This window comes from Cohnella fermenti (assembly GCF_004801405.1).
Taxonomy (GTDB): Bacteria; Bacillota; Bacilli; order Paenibacillales; family Paenibacillaceae; genus Cohnella; species Cohnella fermenti.
The window spans coordinates 1-25,745 of sequence record NZ_SSOB01000074.1 but is presented as its reverse complement, the minus strand read 5'-3'; the positions used below and the strand labels follow the sequence as shown (position 1 = coordinate 25,745).

At 58.3% G+C, this 25,745-nt stretch carries 18 protein-coding genes; 1 reads left to right on the top strand and 17 read right to left on the bottom strand.

The window, feature by feature from the left end:
* Positions 1 to 398 precede the first annotated feature (398 nt).
* The 17 genes from E6C55_RS32355 to E6C55_RS32275 form a co-directional block, all read right to left on the bottom strand.
* Positions 399 to 1,346: a TIGR03943 family putative permease subunit gene (locus E6C55_RS32355; protein WP_136373968.1), complete on the bottom strand. Its 948-nt coding sequence runs from the start codon at positions 1,344 to 1,346 to the stop codon at positions 399 to 401.
* Positions 1,343 to 2,257, bottom strand: a complete 915-nt coding sequence (locus E6C55_RS32350; protein WP_136373967.1) for a permease — start codon at positions 2,255 to 2,257, stop codon at positions 1,343 to 1,345. Before E6C55_RS32350 ends, E6C55_RS32355 begins: the two co-directional genes overlap by 4 nt.
* A 108-nt stretch (positions 2,258 to 2,365) precedes the next feature.
* Positions 2,366 to 3,298, bottom strand: a complete 933-nt coding sequence (locus tag E6C55_RS32345) for an aromatic acid exporter family protein (protein ID WP_168735997.1) — start codon at positions 3,296 to 3,298, stop codon at positions 2,366 to 2,368.
* A gap of 116 nt (positions 3,299 to 3,414) precedes the next feature.
* On the bottom strand, positions 3,415 to 4,569 hold the full coding sequence (locus E6C55_RS32340; RefSeq protein WP_136373971.1) for an AGE family epimerase/isomerase: 1,155 nt from the start codon (positions 4,567 to 4,569) through the stop codon (positions 3,415 to 3,417).
* A 147-nt stretch (positions 4,570 to 4,716) separates the two neighbouring features.
* Entirely contained in the window at positions 4,717 to 6,330 is a 1,614-nt protein-coding gene (locus E6C55_RS32335) for a glycoside hydrolase family 43 protein (protein ID WP_230986965.1), read from the bottom strand.
* 9 nt (positions 6,331 to 6,339) lie between these two features.
* The gene (locus tag E6C55_RS32330; protein WP_136373965.1) at positions 6,340 to 7,170 is read right to left on the bottom strand and encodes a carbohydrate ABC transporter permease; all 831 of its coding nucleotides are present in this window, start codon (positions 7,168 to 7,170) and stop codon (positions 6,340 to 6,342) included.
* The gene (locus E6C55_RS32325) at positions 7,171 to 8,082 is read right to left on the bottom strand and encodes a carbohydrate ABC transporter permease (protein ID WP_230986964.1); all 912 of its coding nucleotides are present in this window, start codon (positions 8,080 to 8,082) and stop codon (positions 7,171 to 7,173) included.
* Between the two features lie 123 nt (positions 8,083 to 8,205).
* Complete coding sequence (locus E6C55_RS32320; protein WP_136373964.1) at positions 8,206 to 9,573, bottom strand: ABC transporter substrate-binding protein; 1,368 nt, start codon at positions 9,571 to 9,573, stop codon at positions 8,206 to 8,208.
* Positions 9,574 to 10,084: 511 nt separating this feature from the next.
* The gene (locus tag E6C55_RS32315) at positions 10,085 to 11,695 is read right to left on the bottom strand and encodes a response regulator (protein WP_136373963.1); all 1,611 of its coding nucleotides are present in this window, start codon (positions 11,693 to 11,695) and stop codon (positions 10,085 to 10,087) included.
* On the bottom strand, positions 11,664 to 13,376 hold the full coding sequence (locus tag E6C55_RS32310; RefSeq protein WP_230986963.1) for a cache domain-containing sensor histidine kinase: 1,713 nt from the start codon (positions 13,374 to 13,376) through the stop codon (positions 11,664 to 11,666). The genes E6C55_RS32315 and E6C55_RS32310 overlap by 32 nt, the downstream gene beginning before the upstream one ends.
* A gap of 565 nt (positions 13,377 to 13,941) precedes the next feature.
* Positions 13,942 to 15,048, bottom strand: coding sequence for an SGNH/GDSL hydrolase family protein (locus E6C55_RS32305; protein WP_136373961.1), 1,107 nt, complete (start codon positions 15,046 to 15,048; stop codon positions 13,942 to 13,944).
* Positions 15,049 to 15,127: 79 nt separating this feature from the next.
* Positions 15,128 to 16,285, bottom strand: a complete 1,158-nt coding sequence (locus E6C55_RS32300) for a GntR family transcriptional regulator (RefSeq protein WP_136373960.1) — start codon at positions 16,283 to 16,285, stop codon at positions 15,128 to 15,130.
* A gap of 48 nt (positions 16,286 to 16,333) precedes the next feature.
* On the bottom strand, positions 16,334 to 17,209 hold the full coding sequence (locus E6C55_RS32295; RefSeq protein ID WP_136373959.1) for a carbohydrate ABC transporter permease: 876 nt from the start codon (positions 17,207 to 17,209) through the stop codon (positions 16,334 to 16,336).
* A gap of 1 nt (position 17,210) precedes the next feature.
* Entirely contained in the window at positions 17,211 to 18,104 is an 894-nt protein-coding gene (locus E6C55_RS32290) for a carbohydrate ABC transporter permease (protein ID WP_136373958.1), read from the bottom strand.
* Positions 18,105 to 18,218: 114 nt separating this feature from the next.
* Positions 18,219 to 19,616 carry an extracellular solute-binding protein gene (locus tag E6C55_RS32285; RefSeq protein ID WP_136373957.1) on the bottom strand — a complete coding sequence of 466 codons (1,398 nt, stop codon included), beginning with the start codon at positions 19,614 to 19,616 and terminating at the stop codon, positions 18,219 to 18,221.
* A 98-nt stretch (positions 19,617 to 19,714) separates the two neighbouring features.
* Positions 19,715 to 20,851, bottom strand: coding sequence for a GntR family transcriptional regulator (locus E6C55_RS32280; RefSeq protein ID WP_168735996.1), 1,137 nt, complete (start codon positions 20,849 to 20,851; stop codon positions 19,715 to 19,717).
* A 152-nt stretch (positions 20,852 to 21,003) separates the two neighbouring features.
* Complete coding sequence (locus tag E6C55_RS32275; RefSeq protein ID WP_136373955.1) at positions 21,004 to 22,050, bottom strand: discoidin domain-containing protein; 1,047 nt, start codon at positions 22,048 to 22,050, stop codon at positions 21,004 to 21,006.
* 409 nt (positions 22,051 to 22,459) lie between these two features.
* Between E6C55_RS32275 and E6C55_RS32270 the strand changes: the two genes are divergently transcribed.
* Complete coding sequence (locus E6C55_RS32270; protein WP_136373954.1) at positions 22,460 to 25,015, top strand: arabinan endo-1,5-alpha-L-arabinosidase; 2,556 nt, start codon at positions 22,460 to 22,462, stop codon at positions 25,013 to 25,015.
* Positions 25,016 to 25,745 lie beyond the last annotated feature (730 nt).

Genomic DNA, 25,745 nt, shown 5'->3' with positions numbered 1-25,745 from the left:
ATTTTCCGTACGCAGTCTTCGTGGCTGTAAAAACCTGCTGTGAAGAGGCTGGGTGGGCAGAGTTAGTGGAGTTACTCATCTGCCCCCACCATGCCAGCTCATACGCCCGCACTTGAGTAATGGCGACTCATCTCGGGCCCTCCCGCGCCCATCGCCGCTCCAGTTTACCCGTGTCCAGGAACAGTGTGCCGGGAACCCGTACAACGACGCTCCGAAGAGGCAGTTGGCGAGGGCGATGTGCCATTAGCGGAGGTTAATTTTCGTATTAAACCACATAAAACCCGCGATAACACGGGTTCCAAGCAAATTGTATGTGAAAAACCACATTCGTCCAAGCGGCAGCCGGACAGTAACGAGACAGCACGCGCGCTCCCCACGGTCAACCAGATAATCTTTTCTCAGAAATTTCGGTACACATAAGGATCGCTCGGCTCGTCGACAGCCTCCCACTCGGTCACCTTCAGCACCGGGATCACCTGCTCGAACGGCTTATACATCTCCGAAGTGAGCGTGCCGGTCACCTTCACCCACTGATCGTCGCCTAAGGCGGTGCCGTCGGGGAAGTTAACCAGCATCCCGAACACGCCGGAATCGGCCGCACAGTGGATCAGCCCGAACCGGAACACGAAGTAATGATTGGCGTCGGACTGCTCTCCCCGATAAATGAATCCGTCCAGCGACACCGTCCGGTTCATGAAGCTTCCCGGGTTGTCGTAAATAACCTCGATGCCTTGCAAATAATTATCGTCCGTCAGAACGACCGATTGCAGGCTGTTAAATTCCTCGTACTCCTTGCTCTTGACCTTGGCATAGTCGTCGGCGCTGTAGAAGATGCTCGTATCGGGGCTGAGAACTTGCCCGGGAACGGTATCGCTCGTCGTGCCGTCGGCTTGGGGGAAGGAGAAGCCCTTCGCCTTCACGAAGCTGGAATCGAACGTCTGCACCGGAAGCAGAATGCCCGTGAAGATCGGGATAAACAGAATCGCGCGCCCGACGGCCCGCTTCCACCTTACGCTGCTCTCGTGAGCGTGATCGTCATGATCATGTCCGTGGTGGTGGTCATGTTCATGGTCGTGGCTATGGTTGTGGTGATCGTGGTGGTGGTCATGTTCATGGTCGTGATCGTGAGAGACCGCGCCCTCCTTCTTCTCCCGCTTGCGCTTCTCCGCCTCGTTCGCTTCCCTGGAGAATCGGATAAATTCGATGACGGTGAAGATTCCGAACAGAACCATCGCTATCGTGGACAGATAGCTGTACTTCATATTGATGTATTTGTTAAGATCCCCGCCCTGCCGAATGTAGACGAACATCAGCAGGAACCCGATAACGGCGAAGAATCGAATCATCCGTATATCCTCCCCACAATCAGCGATCCCGCAAGCGTGAACACCGTGACGAGCGCGATCAGCGCGAACACGAATTTTTTGTTGAATGTCCCGAGCAGCATCAGCGTATTCTTGATATCGATCATCGGACCGAATACGAGGAACGCGGAGATCGCTCCCACCGAGAACGTGCTTCGGAACGAGGCGGCGATGAACGCATCCGCTTCCGAGCAAAGCGATACCGCGAACGCCAGGCCGATCATCACAAGGGAAGCCGTCAGCGGGTTGCTCCCCAGGTGAAGCAGAGAAGCCGTCGGGATATACGTCTGCATGCAAGCCGCGATGAGCGCCCCCAGAACGACGTACTTCCCCACCGAGAAGAACTCATCGATCGAATGCGTCAGCACGCCGTACAATTGCTTCGCGATCGGCTTGCGCGGCGACGGGACGACAACCCCCGGCTCCAACGCCGCCGCGACCGGAGGCAGGGCGATCTGCTCCCGGAACGGAAGCGCGGGGAACATTAGCGACAGAAGCATGGACACAAGGAAAGCGACCGCAATCGCCATGCCGGCCCGGATCGCGACCATGTTCCAATTGTTGCCGAATGCAATATAAGTGGAGAACAGAACAATCGGATTAATGATCGGCCCGGTGAGCATAAACGCGATTCCCGCATTCAAGGGAACCCCCTTCTTCATGAGGCGCCTTGTGATCGGCACGATGCCGCATTCGCATGACGGGAAGAACACTCCGACGCCGCAGCCCAGCAGCGAGGACAAGAAGCGATTGCGGGGCAGGATGCGGGCGATAGCTTGCTCCGTCACGAACATCTGGATAATTCCGGAGACGATGACGCCGATCAGGACAAACGGGATCGCCTCGATAATCATGCTGATAAAGACAGTGTTCATCTGCAGAAAAGTATTCATCCATAACGCCGCCGTTCTATCTCAGAATCGTAGCTAACCTATTATGGATCAACTTTTCCCGCAAATCCACCTTTCCTCCAAATCCGGCTCTAATCGCCGCTCCCCGCGCTACAGCGTATCGATAAACCGCTCCAGCTCGTTCGCCATCGTGAACAGACTGGCCCGATTCTCGAACTCCTCGCGAGATTCCGGCAGCGGCAGTTGCTTGTGGTAGTCGCGGATGGTCTGCAGCTTGTCGTGCAGCTCGCCCGCCTTGTCCGGGTGCCGCAACTGCTCGCCGAGCTCGACGACGAAGTCGCCGATCCGGGTGCTCTGCTCCATCTGCGCGGTAATGCGCGCCACCATCGGCAGCATCCGCTCCAGCAGATGGTACTGCCGCCGCTTGTTCTCGAAGATGAGCCCGTAATCGTTCCGCTTGTCCGCAATCCGATGGTTCTCGGCGTCCAGCGCCGCGACGGACCTCGCCTTGTTCAGCGTATCCTCGAGCTGCAGCAGCTCCTTGCCGTCCCACAGCGTATACCCGTTCTTCAGGTAGTTGGCGATCTCGAACAGGATGGCGCTGATCAGCCGCTCCGTCTCCTCCTGATGCTTGATCAGCACGCGGTCGATGCTCGGCATATACCAGTTCACGAGCAGCGCGACGCCGAGCCCGATGGAGATAATGAGGAACTCGTTCAGGAAGAACGAAGCTTCCACCTTGGCGTGCATGTAGACGTGCATCATGATGACGACGCTGCTCGCGATGCCCTCTTGAATTCGGAGGCGGACCAGCAGCGGGATGAAGAGCAGAAGCACGACGAGGAACGCATACGCCTCGTAGCCGATCAGCTCGAAGATCCCCGTGGACACGAACAGGCCGCCGACGCACGCGAAGAAGCGGCTGACAGCAGCTTGAATCGATTTTTTGCGCGACTTCTGAATGCAGAGCAGCGTCAGGATGCCCGCCGAAGCGAAGTTCTGCAAGCCGATAAGCTCGCCGAGCAGCACCGAGACGGACACCCCTACCGCCGTCTTGATCGTTCGGAATCCGATTTTGAACATATGCGCCTTCCCCAGTCCCAGCATGGCATTCAAGTCTAATCCATTAGGATTATGACCTTGGATTCGCTTTCTAGTCAAGGGAAGAGATCACACCGTTACCACAAGTACAAATCCCGTTACCACAAGTACAAATCGTTGCCCTTAAGCTTGAATACCCCTTCGATGAAAAAGTAATCCCCATAAATGATTGACTGATGATGGACAGCGGAATGGTAAGCGGCGGAGCCGCCCGTAAGGATGCCGTCGCTCCCGGAGTCCCAGTCGCTTCGGGATTCGTCCAGCGTCCGGAGCAGCTTCACCGCCGCGTCCAGGTACAAGCCGCGCTCAAGCTCCGGAACCGCCTTCGCAAGCTCGATCAGCCCGCACGCCGCAATCGCCGCCGCCGTGTCGTCCGTCAGCGCCGGCTCCTCCGGCTGGCGGAAGTCGACCGGAATGACGCCGCTGCCTTGGATGTTCGCGATGAAGTAGTGCGCGATCCGCTTCGCGGCCTGCAGATACTCGTCCTTGCCCGTATGAATGTAGCTCATCATGAAGCCGTAGAGCCCCCAGGTCTGCCCGCGCGTCCAGGACGAGCCCTCCGCATAGCCCTGCCCGCCGTGCGTCCGGACGACGCCGCCCGCGAACGGGTCGAACTCGACGATGTGGTTCACCGAGCCGTCCGGCCGGATGAACGCCTCCATCGTCGTGTCCGCGTGCCGCATCGCGATCTGCTTGAAGCGCGGGTCGCCCGTCTCCTCGGTTGCCCAGTAGAGCAGCGGAATGTTCAGCATGCAGTCGATAATCGCCCAGCCGCGGGTGTCGTTGTCCTCCACGTCGTCCCACGCCCGAATGAAGCCGCCCGCGAGGTTAAACCGCCCGGCCAGCAGATTCGCGGCGTGAAGCGCGCGCTTGCGGGACTCGCGGTCGCCCGTCACCCGATAGCTGGCTACGCTCGTCGGCAGCCACATGAAGCCGACATCGTGATGCAGCCCGCGGTACAGCTTAAAGCACTCGTCAAGCTTCGCCTCGGAGACGGCGGCGATCTGCTTGTACTTGCCGTCTCCCGTCTCATGGTGCATCAGCCACATCATGCCGCCCCAGAAGCCGTTCGTCCACCAGTTGATGCCGTCGGCCTCGCCCCCGGACGGATTCGTCGTCGATCGGTCGTCGTGCACTCCGTCCAGCGTCGTGTAAGGGATTTTGTCCCGCGACCGCTCGCTGACCGCATCCAGCTTCTTCGTGATGCGGGCGACGGCTTCGTCTGCCCAGCGTCTGTCTTGTTCCTTCAGCATCGCAATTCCGTTCCCTTCTATCCGTTCGTTCTGTCCGTCCTGTCGTTCGTTCAGTCGTTCGTTCAGTCGTTCGTTCTGTCCGTCATGCATCCATTCGTCCTGCATCCATTCGTTCTATATCTTCCGTTCTGTATCTTCCGTTCTGTCTCACTCGTCATGTCCAATGTACGTCATATAATCGAAGTCCGCCGCCAGCCTTGTTCCTTCGAGGTCCTGGGCGCAGAGGCCGAGCATCGTGCCGGTGAACCCGAGCTTGCCTTCGAAGTCGTCCGAGAGCTGGCCCGCGTCCAGTGCCGGGCCGACGGCCTGCCAGTCGCCGCCGCTGGGCGAGGCGTAGAAGCGCAGGCTGTCCGCGTCGAAGACGGCCTTCAGATAGATGCGCTCCCAGCCCTCGGCGCGGATGACCGCCCCTTCCGGCTCCACGCAGCGGCCGGCGACCGAGTACGTGACGCGCACGTGCTTGCCCCATTCCTCGTCCCGAGTCACCCGCAGATAGAAGTGGTCCATCTCGTCGCAGAAGCACGCCAGCCCCGCCGACTGATACATGCTCTTCGGCTCGAACTCGAGGCACGTCTCGACCTCCGCCCGCCAATGCTGAAGACGCCGGGCGACCATGCTCTGCCGGTTCCACGAGTAGATCGATTCCTGGCCGCGAAGCCGCAGCCAGCCGGGCCGCTCGGTCAAGCTCAGCCAGCTCTCGTCGGCCGGGATGCGAAGCGTCTGCAGATGAATGGACAGCCGGGCCGCATCGAAGTGATCGGTCGCGGGCTCCTCCGGCCACGGGTGCCAAGCAAGGCCCGGTCCCTCGATCTCAAGCTCCGGCAAAATCCCGCCGCCCGCAAGCTGAAGCCAGCCGTCGTCCGTCCACTCCACCCGCTGGATCGCGATCTCCCGGCCAAGCGGACTAAGCCGCCTTCCCGCCAGCGGCCGGGCGCATATATGGGGCATGTACCAGTCACCGCGCTGCGTCTCGACGAGCGCGCCGTGCCCGGCCTTCTGCAGCGGATGCTCCGGATGGGCGATCGTCGTCATGAACGGCGTCCGGGGCGCGAACTCGTAGGGGCCTAGCAGCTCGCGCGAACGAGCCAGCGAGGCGGCATGATTGTACCCGGTCCCGCCCTCTGCCAGCAGCAGATAGTACCAGCCGTCTCTGCGAACCAATTGCGGCCCTTCCGTCACCCCGAGCGAGCTGCCCTTCGTCAGCAGATGAACGGGACCGACCATCCCGCCCTCGGCGACCGAGAACTCCTGCAGCTCGATGCCGCCGAAGTTCGGCTTGTCCGCGCGGGGGTCCCACCGCATATTCGCGACCCACTTGCGGCCGTCGTCGTCGTGGAACAGGAACGGGTCGAAGCCTCTGCCATGCAGATAGATCGGCTCCGACCACGGACCGCGAATATCGGTTGCCGTGATCAAGTAATTGGCCATGTCCTTGGAAGCCCGCTTGAAGCTCTTCATGTCCGTGTACAACAGATAGAACGTGCCTTCATGATGCGACAGCGCGGGCGCCCAGATGCCGCCGGAGCTCGGGTTGCCCCGCAGATCGAGCAGCGACGTCCGGTCCAGCGGATAAGCATGAAGCCGCCAGTTGGCGAGATCCTTCGAATGATAAATCGCCACGCCGGGGAACCATTCGAACGTCGAAGTCGCCAAGTAATAGTCGTCCCCGACGCGAACGATTGAAGGGTCCGGGTTAAAGCCGGTCAGCACCGGATTGCGAATCGTATACGTAACGAACAGCTCCTTCCTCCAACCAATCACCGATTGTCTTTATCCCTTGATCGCCCCGGTGGCGATTCCCTTGACGAAGTACTTCTGCAGAGCCAGGAACACGATCAGAATCGGCACGATCGACATGGCCGTTCCGGCGAAGATCATGTCCCAACGCGAGGAGAACTCCCCGACGTAATAGAAGATCTCGACGATCATCGTCTTCGGCTTGCCGGACGGAAGCACGAGCATCGGCATAAGGAAGTCGTTCCAGATGCCCAGCCCGTTCAGAACGACCATGCTGGCCGTGCACGGCCCGAGAAGCGGGAACACAATCCGGTAGAAAATCCCATAACGAGAGCAGCCGTCGATCGCAGCCGATTCCTCGATCTCGCGCGGCACCCCTTTGAGGAAGCTCGTGTACAGCAGTGCCCCGAAGCCGACGGAGCCGGATACGTAGATGACGATCGGCCCGACGAGATTGCCGTACATCCCCATCATCTTGAGCTCCTTGAACAAGGGAATCATGTACGCCTGGAACGGGATCATCATGCCGGCCAGGAAGTAGAGGAACACGAAGCCCGTCCACTTGGCGCTCGACCGCTCGATCGCGTAGCCCGCCATCGGGATGACGACAACCATGAACACGATGGACAGCCCCGTCAGCACGACGCTGTTCACGATCGCCGCCGGGAATTCGGTCTCGGTCAGCAGGTACTTGAAGCTGTCCAGGTACAGCGACGTGGGCAGCGCAATGGCGTCGCGCATAATCTCCGAGTTGCTCTTGAAGGCGGACATCAGGTTAAAGAAGATCGGGAAGAAGAACATAACCGCGATCAGCAGCGTGACGATAAACAGCAGGACGTCGTAAGCGGATTTGCCTTTGTACATCTACAGTTGCACCTCTCTTCTGCGAAGCACCTTGACCTGAATCACCGTGATGATCAGAATCAGCAGGAACAGCACCATCGCCATCGCCGTGCCGAAGCCTTGCCGCAGCTCGCCGAAGCCGACCTTGTAGACGATATACGTCAGCGTCTCCGTCTCGAAGCCGGGACCTCCGTCCGTCATCACGGCAATCTGGTCGAAAATCTTCAGCGAGCTGATCATCGACAGCACCGAGCTGACCGTCATCGAGCCCGCGAGCAGCGGGAACGTGATCCGGCGGAATTGCTGCCACTTGCCCGCTCCGTCGATGGAGGCCGCTTCGGTCAGATCCTGCGGGATGCCCTGCAAGCCCGCCAGGTAGATGATCATGTAGTAGCCCGCCTGCTTCCACAACGTGGACAGAATGATCGAGATCAGCGCGAAGTCGGGATTCCCTAACCAGTCGATTTTCCAAGAAGCGAGTCCGATCAGCTCCAGCATCCGGTTGATGACGCCGAAGTTGTAGTTCAGAATAATGGTCCAGACGAAGCCCATGACGATGCCGCTTATCAGGACGGGGAAGTAGAACACGCTCCGGAACAGGTTGCGCGCCCAGCGCACCTGATCGACCAGGACGGCCAGCGCAATCGCGGCGATGTTCTCCAGAACGACGAGAGCGAACGTGAGAATCATCGTGTTCTTGAGGGCGTTGTGCACCCGGTCGCTGTTCCAGATCTCCGTGAAGTTGTCGAAGCCGATAAAGTGAATTTTGTCGCTGACGCCGTCCCAGGAGGTGAAGCTGAGATAGGCGCTGCTGAACGTCGGCGTGACGACGAACAGCGTGTACAGCGCGATAGCCGGCAGCAGGAAGACGACCGTCGGGCTGATCCGCCCGGTCCATCTGCTCCATGCCGATTGGTTCTTCGTGTCGTTCATGTCGGGATACCTCCATGTCATGCCGTCTTGCTGCGTGCGGGGACGGCAAACAACCTTCGCTCTCGAGACCGCGCCGTCAAGCGAAGGTTGCTCCGTCAAGCTTATTGCGGCCTTGCGCTATCCTTATTGCTGCGCGTTCGCCTTCACTTCGGTGTCATACTCTTCGTCGGCCTTCTTCATGTATTCCGCAACGTCGCCGTTCTTGACGACCAGATCCTGCATCAGCTTGTAGTACCAGTTCCGGAACTGCGGCGGAATCTGGTTGTCTCCCCACCAGTTGTTGATCATAAGCGACTTCTTGACGTTCGGATCGGCCATGATCGCGAGGACGTCCTTCATCTGCTCGGTCGATTCATACGTGATGTTCTCGGCCGTGGACGGAATGCCGTTAACCGTCTGCAGATACTTGGAGTATTGCTCCTTCGCGAAGAAGAACTTGATGAATTCCGTAATGGCCGCGACCTTGTCCGGGTCCTTCGACGCGTCCGCGGACAAGCTCCAGCCTGCCGGGGAAGGAAGTCCGACGATGCTGACGTTGCCTTCGCGATCGGGAAGCGCGTAGTAGCCGAACTCGAAGCTCGGGTCCGCCTGCTGGATCTGCGTGAACATCCACGGACCGGAGAACAACTGCGCCGCCTTGCCGGACACGAGGATCGAAGCGGTCTGGTTATCCGCGGTGGACAGCCAGCCCTTGTCGACGTAATTCGTGAACAGCTCCTTGTAGTCCGTCATCGCCTGCACAACATTCGCGTCCGTGAAGCTCACCTGCTTCGCCGTGCGCTTGCTGTTCCAGTCCGGATCGCTTGCATACACTTCGTCGATCAGGAACTTGTTGAGCCAGAAGCCCATGTGGAAAATATCCTTACCGCCGACAACGATCGGGGTGATGCCGCTCGTCTTCAGCTTCTCTTGAATTGCGAGGAATTCGTCGTACGTCTTCGGCAGCTCGGTGACGCCCGCCTTCTCGTAAGCCTTCTTGCTATAGATGATGCCTTGCGGAGCGTTAAGCGTCAGAGGCGCGTTGTACTTCTTGCCGTCGACCTCCGGAACGTTGGAGAACAGACCGACCAGCTCGGAAGGAAGCTCGACGATCTTGCCGGAATCGGCGAACACCTTCGTGTCTCTCATCTCGACCAGATCGGGGAACTCGCCCACCGCATCCTTCGTCTTCAGCCAGTCCAGGTAGGAGGCCGAGGTCGTCTCGCTGTAGTCCTTGATCTTGATGTTCGGGTGCGCCTGCTTAAACGCCTCGATCGTCTGCGAGATCGCCTGCTTCGTCGCCGGGTCTCCGGTCGCGTAGCCGATCGTGAAGGTGACTTCCTTCGCCGGGGCCGAAGCGGACGGGCTGGCGGCGGGGGAAGATGAGGCTGGGGATGAAGATCCGGCGGAAGGAGAAGCCGAACCGTTATTGTTATTGCCTCCGCAGGCGCTCAGAATCAGGGTCAGGGCAACGGCGGGTGCGGCGGCTTGCAGAATGCGTTTCTTGGACATCTCGGGTGGAACCTCCCTTTATTTGTCTCATGATTGGTCTCGTGCTTAAGTGATGTGCGCGGCATCACGTATGAAGCGCTTCCGTGTCTCAAGAGTATCATCCTCCCCGCCTCCAACCAATGCTATTTTTTAAGACGGGAGTGCGGATTTCTTAAGATCGATCCGCCGGATTTTCAGAGAACATCCTCTCCTTCGTCCCCTCTCTCCGCCATCTTCCCCGCCATCCCATTCGCCCCGCCGGTCCGACGACTTTTGCGATTTTATGCGTTTTTTCACATTCGCTGGCTCGGATCGGAGGGAATTGCGGAGTTTTATGCGGTTTTTCGCATATATACGTTATTTCCGGCCCGGTTCGCCGCCATGTATTTGGTTTTTCACATAGAATCGCCCAAACACCCCGTTATCGTGCTTCGCCAATGTGGTTTTTCACATAAAATCCAGTCATCCGGCGGCATCGGCGCTATCGGCGGCGCAGATTCGAAGCTTATACTGAAAAAAACCGCGCCCCCGATCAGGAGCGCAGCGATTGGCGGTATTCGTTCGGCAGCATGCCGCAGGTCTTCTTGAACACGTCGCTGAAGTGGCGGGCGTTGGCGTAGCCGACCTTCTCCGCGACCTCGTACATGAGCAGGTCCGTGTTCGACAGAAGCTGTGTCGCATGGCGCATGCGTACCTCGGTGACGTAAGCCTTGAAGTTCTCGTTCGTGTGCTTCTTGAAGAAGGCGCTGAAGTAATACGGGTTCATGAACGCCACGGCCGCCACCGACTCCAGCGTCAGCTCGTCGGCGTAATGCCGTTCGATGTGCTGCTTGATGCGTGCGAGCAGCATCTTGTCCCGGTTGCCGGTGCGATTGCCGATCACCTCCGCCAGCTCCCCGAGCAGTTCGCCGATCCCTTGGGCCATCGAATCGAACGTCTCGTACTGCCCGAGCCGCGTCTGCAGCCCCTGCAGGTCGAAGCCTTCCTCCGAGAGCGCCACGCCGGACTTCTGCAGCTCCTGAACGATCGACAGAACGGACGAGAAGGCGGTCGCAACCGCCAGGCCCTTGTTCCCTTCCGTCGTCCGGCGAACGGCGGCCAGCAGCTTGTGAAGCGCCTCCTGCGCCCGCTTCCCGTTCCTCTCGGCAAGGCTCTGGACGACGTCCGAGCGCAGCGTGTACAGCTCGCTCTCGGCGACGGCGGCCGAAGCCTGAGCCGCATATGGAAGCAGCTTGTTCAGCCCTTCGAAGTACTTCATGTCCAGCGCTTGCTCCGCCTGCTGCGCGGATTCCGCCAGCCGCCCGAGCGAACGAACCGCCAGGCCGATGCCGATGGACACGTTCAGCTTGAGGTAATCGTTGATCTTCGCCTTGATGTCCTGCGCCAGCTCGTAGGGCCTGCCCGCTTCCGAATGGGGGACGATAACGACGATCCGCTCCTGCTTCGCGAAGAACGTCCCGAGCCCGCCTTCGGCCCCCGATCCGGGCTCCGCAAGCAGCTCGCCCAGCACGTTGTCGACGGCGAAGTTCACGAGATTCCTCTCCGTCTCGGTCCAGCGGCCGGACGCATCCTCAAGCTGGCCAAGCTCCAGCGCGAGGACGGTGTAGAACGGGGCGCGGAGCTCCGCTTCCAGCCGGGCGTACAGGTCCGCTCCCGCAGGCAGCGTTCCGGAAGCGAGCCGGCTCAGCGCCTCGCGCTTCTCTTCCGTCCGCTGCCTCGTCTCCATCCGCCGCAGCTTGTCCTTGCGCCGGTTCTCCTCGCCTTCCTCGCGAATCAAGGACATCGCCTTGTCCAGCGCGGCCCGGAGCTGCTCCCGCTCGATCGGCTTGATCAAGTATTCGACCGCGCCGAGCGAGATCGCCTCCTTCGCATACGAGAATTCCTGATACGCGCTGATGAAGACGACCTTCACCGGCAGCCCCTGCTCGTTGATTCCGCGCAGAACGTCGATTCCCGACTTGCGCGGCATGCTGATGTCGCTGATCAGCACATCCGGGCGAAGCAGACGGATCTGCTCGTCCAGCTCGTCCCCGTCGCACGCCTGCCCGACGATCTCGACGCCCAGCTCCTCCCAGGGCAGCAGCTTGCGCAGCCCCTTCAGAATAAGCGGCTCATCGTCCGCCAGCAGCACTCGAATCGTCATGCCCGTTCCCCCCTTGCTTCGTCGGCACGACCATGCGGACAGCCGTCCCCCACATCTTCCGGCTGCTGACCGCCAGGCCGTACTCCGGTCCGTAAAGCGCGCGAATCCGGTCGTGCACGTTCTTCATGCCGATGCTCTTCGACGTTCCGGAAGGACCGCTCAGCCGAGACGTCAGCCGCTCCAGCTCCTCCGGCTCCATGCCGACTCCGTCATCGTAGACGGTCACGACGAGATCGTCCACCGCGTTCTCCACCGTAATCCTCACGCTTCCTCTGCCGCCCTTGGGCAGAACTCCATGCTGCACCGCGTTCTCGACGATCGGCTGCAGCGACAGCTTCAGAATGGAAGCGTCCAGGTCTACGTTGTCCGCGATGTCGACCCGAAGCTCGATCCGGTTCTCGAACCTTACTTCGATAATATAGAAGTAATCGCGCAGGTGCTCCAGCTCGCGCCGCAGCGGAACCGAATTCTCGCCGTAATCGATCACATACTTGAGCTGCTTGGACAAGGACAGAATCATCTCGCCAACCTCGTCGTCATCGTTCGCAACCGCGTTCATCCGAATCACTTCCAGCGTGTTGTACAGGTAATGCGGACGAATCTGGCTTTTGAGCGCGTTCAGCTCCGTCTGCTTCTGCTTGATCTCCGCCACGTACGCCTCGTCGATGAAGGTGCGCAGCCGCTCGACCATCCGGTTGAAGCCGTGCGAGAGCCGCCCGACCTCGTCCTTGCCTCCGTCGAGCGGGGCGACGTCGAGGTTGCCCGACTCCACCTTCACCATCTCGCGGATCACGCGGCGAATCGGATTCGACAGCCGGCGCGAGAACCAGATGCCCATCAGAATGAGGAGCACCGTGCAGAACACGATCGCGACGATGACCGTCGACCGAGTCGTCGTCAGACTCTCGTACAAGGCGGACTTGGAGATCCGAACGAGCACCTCTCCTTGCAGGAAGGGCACCTCCTCGCTGAACGTGAGCACCCCTCCCGTGCGCAGACGATCCAGATCGACCTTCGTCCCTTCGTCTCCCCGATTGCTGAAGATGACATTCCCCGCCCCGTCGACGAAGATCAGCTCCCCGTCCGCCTCCAGATTCAACTCCTTCACCAGCTCGTCGAACGCCTGCAGGTTCACGTCGATGAACAGAGTGCCGACGATCTTCGGCTCCTTCTGAAGCAGGCCGGACGTGTCGATCAGGTTGCGCCCCAGGGTGACGATCTTCTGCGAGGAATCGAGGAAGTACGGCTCCTCGTGCGTCGGAATGACGGCGAGCTGCTGAGGGCGGGAACGAAGCGGCTCCAGCCAGTCGTCCACCGGCAGCAGATCCGGGAGGAACGCCTTGCTGTCCCGGCTCTGCCGGTACACCTTGCCGTCCATCGCGCGGACGAAGAACGCGTTCTTGATGAAGCTGTCGCTGTACAGCACCGTCGTCAGGAAGTCGTCGATCGACATCCGGTTGATCCGCTCGTTCACGTTCACCGAGTCCGTCGTGCTGATCGTGCTGCCGTCGATCGCCCCCGCGTCCACGCTCAGGTACATCAGCTTCGTGACCTCGTTGTACTGAGAGAAGATGTTGTTTAAGTTATTTCCCATATAATAGACCATCTGCTCGAGGTTGTTGACCGTATTCCTCTCGACATGGCTTGTGAACGTCCGCAGGGAGAAAATACTCAGAGCCATAAGAGGAAGCAAGCCGACGAGCAGGAACGACATGGAGAAGCGGGCGAACAGGCTGTGGGACCATCTTCTCAGGGCGGCTCCTCCTCTTCGGTTGATCTTGTCGTTTAAGCGTACGGACGCCCGCCGATTCCGTCAAGCTCCGGACGGAGCATCCCGTTCCAGCTTACCACGAAGTCGGGGAGGTATTTTTAAGGAGAAGGTGCGATTTTCTTAAGGGGTCTCCGGTGACGGTTGCGAGTGCTGCATGCGATTGCGCGATTTCTGGCAATTGCGCTGCGCAATTTTATGCGGTTTTGCACATTCGTCGGCACAGATTGGAGGCAATCGCGGTGTTTTATGCGGTTTTTAGCATACATCGAGCACCTCGGCCCGGAAATTGCTCCACGAATGCTATTTTTCACATATAATCGTCCAAACCACCCGTTATCGAGCTGCGCGAATGTGAATTTTCGCATAAATTTATGGTGTCGGCGGCAGATCGCGGTCGCATAAGGGGATCGGGTCATAAAGAAGGAGAGGCCGCAGATTGTCTCTGCTTCCTCTCCCTTAGGCTTCCCCTTGTCGCTTAAGCTTCTTGCACAACCCCGACGAACGCCAGATCGAAGTTGGTTCCCTCGCAGCCCGGCTCGTTGCCGTGCACGACCTCAAGCTCGAAGGAATGCCGGCCCGGCGCAAGATCGTCGAACAGCACCTCGATCTTCATCCAGCCGCTCGTCCCGCACCAATCCGGACGAATCCGGTTCGACGCCGCCCACTCTCCCCCGTCGAGCCGGTAGCGGAATTCCGCCGAACGCTTCCCGAAGTCGAAGGCCAGCGCCAGCACCGTCCCCTCGAAGTCGAAGCCCAGCTTCGCTCCGACGGCGAACGTCGACAGCGTGTAGTCGATCCAATGCAGGTTCACCCAGCGCCGCACCGTCCAAGGCCCCTCGGTGCGGATGTCGTCGAACGGAATCAGGCGCGCGTTCTGCCAGTGGCCTTCCGTCAACGGAGCGGGAAGCCCTTCGCTTGCCGGAGCCGACGGCTCTTCATCGGCCAGAAGCGCCTCCTGCAGCAGCCCGATCACGCTCGTTCCATAGCTGAAGCTGCCGCGCTGCGTCGGATGGAGCCCGTCCGGAAGCCATTCCTCCCATTGCAGAAGTCCCCGTCTCACTTCCTGGAGCGCGTGCAAGCCCATCCATACCGAGTTCAGTCCATAGTGCTCGGCCAGCGCCTCGAACTCCGCGATGCTGTCCGGAACCCGCCCGTTCACCATATCCTCGTACATCTCTTGGCGATACGTGTAGACGATCACAACGTCCCGCTTGCCGTCCGCCAGAAGCTGGCGCAGCAGCCCTTCGCGGGTCTTGTTCCGGCGCTGCGTCGGCACTTCCCAATCGTTGACCGCGAATTCCACGAAGACGAGCTCGCAGCCGGGATCGATCAGGTCGCGCTGCGCGCGAAACGCCGCCAGGTTGCTTCCCGTCGCTCCGATGCCGGCATTCTCCACCGTAATTCGAGCCTCCGGGAATTGATCGACAAGCCATCGCGTCACCGGCTCCGGCCAATTGTGCCCCGGACGGCCGTCCGTAATCGAACCTCCGATATAGCCGACCGTCAGCCGCTTCCGCTTAAGCGCCTCCTTCGTGTTCCTTAGCTCTCCTCTTCTCCTCACAACCTCCGCCTGCGCAGCCATGCTCTATTCAACCTCCGCTTGATGGAATGATTTCTCGGTTCGATATCCTCATCCATCATCGCGCGCTCGCCGCGGCCTGTCAACGGGAGAATGCTGCTGATTTTCGCGGAACGGCCGTCGACTGCCTGACGATAAGCTCCGTGGCCAGCACAATCTTGCGCACCTCCTCGAACGGCTCTGGCCGATCGCACATCTCGATCAGCATAACCGATGCCTGCCGTCCCTGCCGCTGGAAGTCCTGCTGAATCGTCGTCAGCGGCGGGATGCCCGGCACGTTAAAGGCGGTCAAGTTATCGAAGCCCGTGACGGACAGGTCCGACGGGACGGACAGCCCCCGCTCCTGAGCCGACCTTATGATGTACATCGCGGTCTTGTCGTTGACGGAGACAATCGCCGTCGGCCGCTGCCGCGCTTGCAGCGCCCTCTCCAGCTTGTCTCTCGCCAGCTCCATCTGGACCTCGGGCGTCTGCTCCCGAACGTCGAAGGAACGAACGTCGCTCTCGATCAGCCACTCCTCCCGGGGAGCGATGCCGGCTTCGATAAGGGCTTTGCAATAGCCCTTGTAGCGCTCCGATACGGAGATGGCTTCCCGAAGGGCGGTGCAGACGAACGCGATGGAGCGATGCCCGAGTTCGAGGAGACAGCGGGTCATCTCGTAGCCCGCTTGCTTGTTGTCGGATATGACATGCGGAACTTCAAGCCCTTCGACCGTCCGATCGATGAGCACGAAGGGGAACCTCTCGATGATAAGCCTGCCGAACACCTCGACGTTATTGTTGCCGGAGCAAGGATAGACGATCGCTCCGCTGATGTCGTCCTCGACGAGCTTAAGCAGCAATTCCCGTTCCAGCTCGGGATCGTACTTGGTATTGTGGTAGGTGACGTAGTAGCCGTGCTCTGCGCAATGTTCCTCGACCCCGCGCAAGACGTCGAGCCCGATCTCTTCCTCGAAGGGAAGCAGAACGCCGATCATCGGAAGCTTCGTTCTGGACGATCGCCTTGCCGGCTTCGCGTCGTAATCCTGGCGAATGAAGCTGCCTCGCTTCTGGGTTCGGGTAACCATCCCGATGTACTCCAGCTCCCGGAGCGCCTTCGCGACCGTGATCCGGCTTACCCCGAATTGCTCGGACAGCTCCTGCTCGGTAGGGATCTTGTCGCCGGGCTTCAATCGTTCTTCCGCCGTCAATTGCATAAAGTGATCCATGATGTTGCGATACAGCACTTGTTTCTTCCTCACGGGCACCCCTGCCTTAGAACCGCCGTCGCCAACCGTACCGTTCTCCGCCTAACCCTTAATGCCGGCATTCGCGAACCCTTGAACGATGTATCGCTGCAGGAACAGGAAGATAAGAACCGGAGGCAGTACGGATATCGTAGACAGCGCGAAGATCTGCGGGTAGTCGCGGTCGCCGACTTGCTGCAGCGCGGCCACCAGCGTACCGACATATCCCGGCAACGTCGTGTATTTCAAATTATTGATATAAATAAATGGAGTCATGAAGTCGTTCCACGTGACGATCGCCATGTTCAGGAAGATCGTCGCGATAATCGGCCGCTGGATCGGAACAATAATTCTCACGATCGTGTTCATGAACGTGCTCCCGTCCATGTACGCCGCTTCTTCGTAATCCCTTGGCAAGCTGTCCATCGTCTGCCGGAACAGGAATATCCACACCGCAGACGCGGGGCTAAGCAGCACATACAGAATGGCGGGATGATTGATCAGGCCGCTTCCGCCGAACCCCGTCCAATCGTTGCCGCCGAGGAAGGGAATGCGCGCCATCTCGATATAAGTAGGGATAAGCGTCAGCACTCCCGGAATCATATTGGCGCAGATGATGAAGTAGAGGAAGAACGTTCGGCCCTTGAACCGAAGCCTCGAGAGCACGTACCCCATCATGACGGAAAATCCGGAGATCACAAAGGCGTACCAGAGCGAACGGAGCAACGTATTGAAGAAGGGCCGAATCAGTCCGGTCGTGAAGATGGAACGGTAGGCCTGGAATGTAGGGTCCTTCGGAAGCGGCAGCATCTCGCCAAGGTTCTGGAATTCCTGCCTGCGGGTCATCCCCGCCAATAAGGAGAACAGGAACGGATATATCATCACAACGGCTCCCAAGAGGAGGACGGCAAGAGCGAGCCACCTGCCCAGCTTCTTCATGTTACTTCTCCTCCTTCAGGAACAGCCTCAGATAGACAAGGGTAATAAGAACGGTCAGCAAACCGAGAATAACGGAGGAGGCTCCCGCCATTCCGAAGTTGTAGCTCTTCAGCCCGTCCCGATAGATCCGGTACATCAGCACGTCAGTAGAGCCGTTGGGGCCGCCGCTTGTCATCAGCATGACGATATCGTACATCTGCATGACGCCGATGATCTCCCGAATAAAGTTGAAGGCCGCAATTCCGCGAAGTCCGGGCAAGGTCACATACCGAAGCAACTGAAGACGGTTCGCTCCGTCGACCTTCGCCGCTTCGTACAAGGTAGGATCTATCGATTGAAGGCCGGCCAGCCAGATGATGGCGAGCGGCCCGGTATTTCTCCATACGTAGAAGACGACGACCCAGAAGATCATCCACCCGGCGGAATACGACCAGATGATCGGCTCGAGGCCCAGCTTGGTCAGAAGCCCGTTCAGCCCTCCCCCATGCGGAATCAGAAGGGCGACCACGACGGCAACCGTAGCCGATACGGCCGCGATGTTCGGCAAGTAATAGGCGGTTCTCAGCAAGCCCTTGCCCCGGATGGGAATATTAAAGAGCGAAGCCAGCCCGAAGGATATGAGCATGTTGAAGATCAGGCACAGGCCGCCGATAAAGAGCTGCTTCCATATCGAAGACAAGTACTCGTTGCTATTGAAGAAAAAGGAAAAGTTGCGCAGACCTACCCACTCCGGCATGACGGGCATCCCGTTCCACTTGAAGAACGCGAGCAAAATTCCGGCCACCAGCGGGATGCCGATCGTCAGGAGAAACCAGAGCGCAAACGGCCCGATGATGGAGTACGCGATCAAAGCGTCTCTGTGTCTCCGCCAGAAGGAGCGCGATTCCGTGTTCATTTCTCTTGTTACCACCCTTGAAGTCTATTTTTCGGAATAGAAGCTGCGGATTAGACATTGCGGAATAGAAATCGAGAAGGGAGTCGAATAACTCCCTTCTCTCCCTCGCTGCGATTATTGCTTAAGGTACTTCTCCGCCTCGCTCTGCCCGATCTTCAGAATGTCCTCCACCGACTTGCTCGTCATGGTGGTGGCCGCGATCACCTTCGTATTGATCACGTCCCAGATCTGGGAATCGTTCTGGTCGTACACCGGAAGGGCCGGAATCTCGCCGCTCGACATGGCGTCGATGGCCGACTTGAGAATCGGATTGGAATCGATGACGGATGCTTCCGCCAATGCTTCCTTGTTCGCCGGCGGCGTTACCGTTCCGATCGCGAATTCAATCTGAACGTCCTTGGCGACCAAATCCCGGATCACGTTGAACGCCGCCTCCTTGTTCGTCGACTTGGCGGGCACTCCGTAATAGTCGAAACCGACGAGCACGTTGCCGGACTGGCCGTTGTCGGCCTTCGGAAGCTGAACGACTCCGTAGTTGATGTTGTTGTTCTTTGCCCCAGCCGCTTGCCAGGTGCCGTTCACGACGAAGGCGATCGTTTTGTCCTTCTCGAACATGTTGTACAGAGCGCCTTCGTCCGTACCGTTGCCGATGCCCTTCGGGAAGTTCTTGTCCATGGCCCTGACGAATTCAAGCGTCTGCGCCATCTCCGGCGTATTCAGCGTGACCTCGTCGCCGCCGCCCCAAGAGCCGCCTAGCGCGTTCAGGAACGGATAGACGCGGAAGGCGCCGCCAAGATGCGGGTGGGACGGAATCCCGCCTCCGAATACCTTGCCGTTGCCAGCGGCGGTAACCTGATCGGATGCCGCTTGCCAATCCGCCCATGTATCCAGCTTGACCGTCTCCGGATCGATGCCGGCATCCTTCAACAGATCCTTGTTGTAGAACAGCAGGAAGACATTGCCCTTCGGAGAGACGGCCACCGGCACGCCGTCCGCATTAGTCACCAGGAAGTTCGGGTTGACCATGTCGACAATATCCTGCGGAAGCGGTTCCAAGATTCCTTCGCGAGCATACGTCGTCATGAACGTCTCGCCGTGAACGATATCCGGGTAGCTGCCGCTGATGAACGCCGCGCGCTGCTTCTGGTCAAGCTGCTCCGCCCAGCCCCAGTTCTGCCAATCGACCTCGTAATTCGGATAATCCGCTTCGACCTTTTTCCGGGCCAGGTAATTGTAATCGCTCACTTCGATCCCGGCTTCCTTCGCGTCGGCTTCGGACTTCTCCATGCTGGCGTCGTCCCATCCGTTGCCGACAACCGTCAATTTGGCTTGTTCGACAGGCGAAGCGCTTTCCGTAGCCGCATTGGACGCCGAGGGCGATGCCGCCCCGTTCGATTGCTGAGAGGGCTCATTGTTTCCTCCGCAAGCGGTCAGGCCGGCCGTCAGCGACACGGCCATGGCCACCGCCAATAGAGGTTTTACTTTGCCGATTTTGTCATACTGGGTAAGCATGAAGTCATCCCCTTGTTTTTATTAACCTACAACCCGAGTATATGACATGTCATAATATTGGTCAATATATTTTGATATGTTTTATTTTTTTAATTTATTTATGCCTGCGGCGCCGCGGCGGAATTGCGAATGACCAGTTCCGTATCCAGAACGATATTCGGCATGTCCCTGCCGCTCTTCGAGCCGTCCTCCAGCAGGGTGAGCACAACTTCCGCGGCGCTCGCCCCGAGGTCGTTGAATTTCTGTCGGATCGTCGTCAGTGGAACTTCATAGCCGGCGCCCGCTTGCAGGTTGTCGAAGCCGGTTACCGACAGTTGCTCCGGCACCTTCACTCCGAGCCGCTTGGCCGCCTCCATCAATTGGATAGCCGTCTCGTCGTTGACGGCGACAACGGCGGTCGGCCCGTCCTCCAACGCCAGAATCCGCTGCAAGCGCATAAGGTTGACTTGCAGTCTGACTTCTTTGTCTTCATGATTGATCTTCTCGATGTCCGCGTGGTCCTCGATCAGCCACTCCGGCTTGGGAGCGATCCCGCTGCCGATCAGGGCGTTGCAATACCCCTTGTATCGATCCGACACGGACGCCGCCTCGTTAAGATCCGTACATACAAAGGCGATCCTCGTATGTCCCAGCTCCAGCAGATGGTTTGTAATGTCATAACCGGCCCGGATATTGTCGGAGACGACATGCGGGACGTTCAACCCCTCTACGCTGCGATCGATAAACACGAAGGGGAAGCGGTGGATGATCAGCTTGCTGTATATTTCGATGTTCCGATACCCGTCGCAAGGGTAGACGATCGCGCCAAGCAAGCGATCGGAGAACACCCTCTCCAATATCGCTTTCTCATTCTCGCTCTTGAACTTGGAATTATGGAACGTCACATAGTACCCTCCGCGGGCGCAGATGCTCTCCACCCCCTGAAGAATATCGAAGCCGTATTCTTCCCCGAAGGGCAAGACAACCGCAATTGCCGGAATGGAGCCGGGCTCTTCGTCTTTGGAGACCGGCTGTTCGGTCAGCTTGATGAAGGTCCCCTTCTTCTTGATTCTTATGAGCATTCCCCGGTACTCCAATTCCTTAAGCGCTCTCGTGACCGTTATTCTGCTGACGTTGTAGATGTCGCACAGCTCGGCGTCCGTCGGAATTTTGTCCCCGTCCTTCAGCTTCCCGGACTTCACGTCTTCCAGAATATCGTTAATGATGTTCTCGTATAACATCGTTTTTCCCGACATTGTTTTTTCCGCCCTTCTACAGTTCTCCATATGTAAGCATATCATATTTTCAATCTTCAGCCGAATTGGTATTTTCCTGCGGGGAACTGTCCGAATAAGATATAGAACCGCCAGGGAGAAGATCCCTGGCGGTTCTGGTTGGTTCAGGACAATTACGGATAAACGGGAACGAGCAGCCACTGGGAGCTGTCTCCGGTCATGCCGCCGTACTGGGCATAGCCGAGCTCGTCCTCGATATGGATATTGTCGGCAGGCTCCGCTTTATTTTTTATTCTCAGGAATCCGCCTGCGTCGCTCAAAAGCCATTGCGAACTGTCCTGGGACGGACTGACCGTTCCATATTCCACGTAATCAGAGCTTCCCTCGTACTTATAAAAGACGTGCGCCCCCTCCCGATTGACGATCCCCTGGAAGGCCGCCGCCATTTTCATAAAATCATAAGCATACTCTTTATACTTTACGAACGTTGATCGGTTGATCATGCGATCGGTCATTCCATCCGTATTCAAGTCGACGGTGTCCAGCATCAGGTAGGAATCGGCACTGTCGTCTTCGCTGACCTTCAGATGATAGCCGAACAGGTTGTTGTCGGAGGCTTCGCCGTTTGATCCCGCCTGCTTGACCACCCAGCGATTAAATCTCTTGACGGACCCCAGATCCACTTTAAGCCAAATATCCGCATCTGTGGCGGAGGAAGTCCACTGCGTACTCCCGTTGCCGTCCGCGGCCCACGTCGGATTGGCGCCCGTACTTGCGGTCACGGTGCTGCCAAGAGCCAGATTGCCGGCATCGTACAGCTCGAAGTCGTTGATCGTGACAGTCGGATCGCCCGCGGTCTGGTTCGGGGCTGTAATGTAAAGCCTGAAGTACCGGCCGCTGGCGCCGGGGATCATTCTCTCGGTCAGCGCTTCCGTGTTGCCCAAGACCGTATCCGCATCGGTATAGGTCAGGCCGTCGCTGCTGACTTGCAGCTTGTAATCCTTCGTAATGAGCGTTGCCGACGAAGACCAAGAAGTATCGTCGCGCCCGTCGACGGCGTTCGAAGGCCCGTGCTCCGCACTGCCGGAATCGCTGGCAACCGCTGTCTTCCCCATCGCAATGTCGTCGTACAGCTCGATCTCCGACACTCTGGCCATCCGATCCGTCGCGTAGCCGTTCGGCTTGAACACATCAAGCTTCACATATCTGCCGGCGGGCATGCCTTCCTCGCTGTCCAGAGGATAGACCGCCTTGGGATTGTTTCTTACATATCAAACTCATGATTGTCCCTCCCATTTCGAAGTAGCTGGCAAGCTTGCGTTCAAGCTCATAAAGCCCGGTACCGGCAGCCGGCAAATTCCTTTAATCGCGCTTTAATGATCGCCTCCCCTAACACGAACTTTGTATGCGCTTACAAAATTCGTTTTAAAAATATGTCATGTCTTATCGCGAGTTATTACCAGAGAATATTGGTGTCAAGCGGAGTGGATTCATTGTCTCGTCCTTGTTATGACATAAATTATTCTGAAATCTTCTTCAAAAAAACTATTGTCAGCGTTTACATTATTGATTATGATTAATCACGGAATTTATTGTCATGTCATAATAACAAGAGAGGTGTGTGGCCTTATGAGAATCGAATGGCCTGCAGCACAGAAGGCACGTCGGAACAGTCGCGGCTTCCTCCGTCGGCTCGGCGTAACGGCACTGGCGCTAACAACCTTATCCTCCCCCTTGATCGGGTCTCCGGGGGATGCCGCAGCGGCGAGCCCGCCTACGCTGACCGATCTGTGGAACGGAGACGCGCATTTCGAGCTGTACATGAACAGGCCGATGGACGGCCAATCGGCGAGCGGCTCCAACATTGTCGTCGTCGGAGACAACTGGTACTGGTTCCACCGCAACGTTGTCGATGTCGCCGCCTGGAAGCTCGGCACGGTTGTCGAGAAGTCGACCGACAACGGCCAGACGTGGTCCAGTCCGGTTGCCGCCATCCAGCCGACCGCCGGAACGCCTTGGGCTCAGATGGTGACGGACGGGAACTTCCAGTACGACTCCGCCAGCAATAAGTGGAGGGCGCTCATGCAGACCCATGACGGGTCGAATCCATGGACGCTGTCTTACTTCGAGCGGAGCGGGGCCGATCCGATGGGAGCGTTCACGACCCCGTCGGGGTTCTCCAATCCTGCCGTCGACGCCAAGGAGATCTGGAGCCAGATCACGACCGCGGCGGGCACGGACAGCGTGGATATCCCGGGCGGCACCAACTTAATCTTCGATGAGGGCACACCGCAGATCGTCGCGAAGATCGACGGCAAGTACTACGTCACCTTCCACGGCGCCTCCTCGACCGGAGGAACAACCCACGGCTACCGCGGCATCGCAACCACGACCGACTGGCAGAATTGGACTTCCGCAGCCGCGGATACGATTGTCGATCAATACGATGCCGAAGCGTGGAACGTCGCCTGGAATCCCGGCGGCCCGGTTGGCGTAGGTGCGGCCAGCATTCTCTATGACGACGGCTACTATTACCAGATCATCGAAGGAGCCGATGTGAACCTGAACGGGTTCGCCGGTCAGAACTGGCCGATGGGGCTGATGCGCAGCACCTCCCTGACCAGCACGAGCTGGGACAATTGGTCCGGGAACGCCTTGTTCCCCGCAACCGGCCAAGTCATCGAATGGCAGTATCCGACGATCTTCAAGGATTCCGCCGGAGTCACTTATGTGGCCATGTCCAAGTATGCGCCCGAGAACGAAGCCGGATTCCGCATCTACAAGCTTGCAGCCGGAGCCCCTACGGCGGACAGCAGCGTCCTGAACACCGTCATCAATCCCTCCTTCGAGACGGCCTACTCCTGGTCTCTTGGAACGTTTAGCCGCTCGACGGATCGCGCCCATACCGGGCAGTATTCGCTCAAGTCGACCGCCAACGGCGTGAACGCCATGACGAGCTCGCCGATTCCCGTCCAACCCGAGACCAATTACCGGCTGTCGGGATGGATCTACAAGAGCAGCAATTCGGGCAACGCTTACCTGGACATGAACGACATCGCCGGAGAAGCCAGCCCGGGTGTCAACAACGGCAGCGGCGGCGTGACATGGACTTACGTCAGCCAGGTCTGGAACAGCGGCACGAACACCTCGCTCTCTCTCCGCTGCGTAACGGACAGCGGGATCAATGCGGCCGTCTACTTCGACGATTTGTCGCTCGTTAAGCTGGAGCCCGGCAATACGGTGCTGAATCCCTCCTTCGAATCGTTCGACTCTTCCTCGCCCGTCTGGTCCTCAAGCGCCATGAGCGTCTCCTCCGATCGCGCGCATATCGGCACCTACTCGCTGAAGACCACTTCAACGACGGCGGCCAACGCCATTACGGCAGCGCCGATCTATGTGCAGCCGTACACCAATTACAAGCTGTCCGGCTGGATTTATAAAACGTCCGCCAGCGGCAACGCCTATCTCGATATGAACGACATCGCCAGAGAAGCGCAGACGGGAGTCGGGAACGGCGACGGCGCGGGCGTATGGACTTACGTGAGCCAGATCTGGAACAGCGGTTCGAACACGACTCTTCGGCTGCGATGCGTGACGGACGGAGGCCTCAGCGCCGCCGCTTACTTCGACGACATCTCATTGGCGAAGCAAGGCGACACAACCGGACAGATCTTGTTCGGCACCGGACTGGAGCCCGATCAAACGGCGCTTACCTGGTCCGATACCCCGGATGCCGTGCTTAATGTATCCAACTCCGTCAGCTCGGTTCGAACCGGAGAGACCAGCCGTTCCGGCAATTCCTCCATCAAGGTATCCGGAACCGACAACAGCTCTACGATCTCCTACAGCGACAACAAGGTGTTCGACGTGAATATCCCGGTCACCTCGACAACCAAGCTTAGCTACTGGTTCTATCCTCTGAACGAGAACTCCCGTCACGTCACCGTCGACCTCGTCTTCACGGACGGAAGCACGCTGCGAGACAGCGGAGCGACCGACTTCGAAGGGATCTCCATGCACCCCAACATCGCACGGGGCATCGTGAACACGTGGAGGCAGGTCCAATGCAACATCGGCCAATGGGCAAGCGGCAAAACCATCGATCGCATCCTTATCGATTACGATCAAGGACCAAACACGGGAACCTACACCGCTTACGTCGATGACATCGCGATCGTGAACTAATTCTCGCGATTCGAGTGGGCCGCGTGGCCATGCATCGCAATAGAAGAACCGTCAGGGGCCTGCCCTGACGGTTCTTCTGCTTGGAGAGGCCATTCTCCGTGCTCCCTCTGGGTCGGCGTCTTTTGCGGTTTTATGTGGTTTTTCACATTCGCCGGCGCGGATTCGCGGCAATCGCGGTGTTTTAAGTGGTCGGTACCGGATTGAGACAGAAAAGTCCCGCCATCGTCTACCGTCCCGACGCGGTCGGCATGTTGGTGAGTCAGTGAGTCGGCGAGTTGTTTTCCATATTATGGTGACAAGGGAGGCGCTATCCCTCTTCTGAACCCTTATGCCTCTTCTCCCCTTGGATCAGGAACCTCCGCTTGCCGATCATGCGCTTGGGTCTTAGGACAGCCCATTCCCCTTGCTCCTCCTTATCCTGAGCGAAAGGGAGAAGAGACCTAATCCCGCCAGAGGGAATACACCCATGGGGGCTTTTCATCACTGCGGACGGATAGCCTCTTACGAATAATTTTCATGGTAGGGGTGATAACTGTCCTTGTTGTCATAGAGGTTTTTCGCATATATGCGGGGGAGTCGGGGCCGAATCGCCGCCATGAATGTGGTTTTTCGTTACTACTTAGGTACCCCCTAACGGAATATTTAGCTCAGCTGTAACAATTGACCTTTCAACAGCCGACAAAGTAGAAAGAAGTTATGACGGACAGAGGAGTGAGCGCAAATGGAGCAG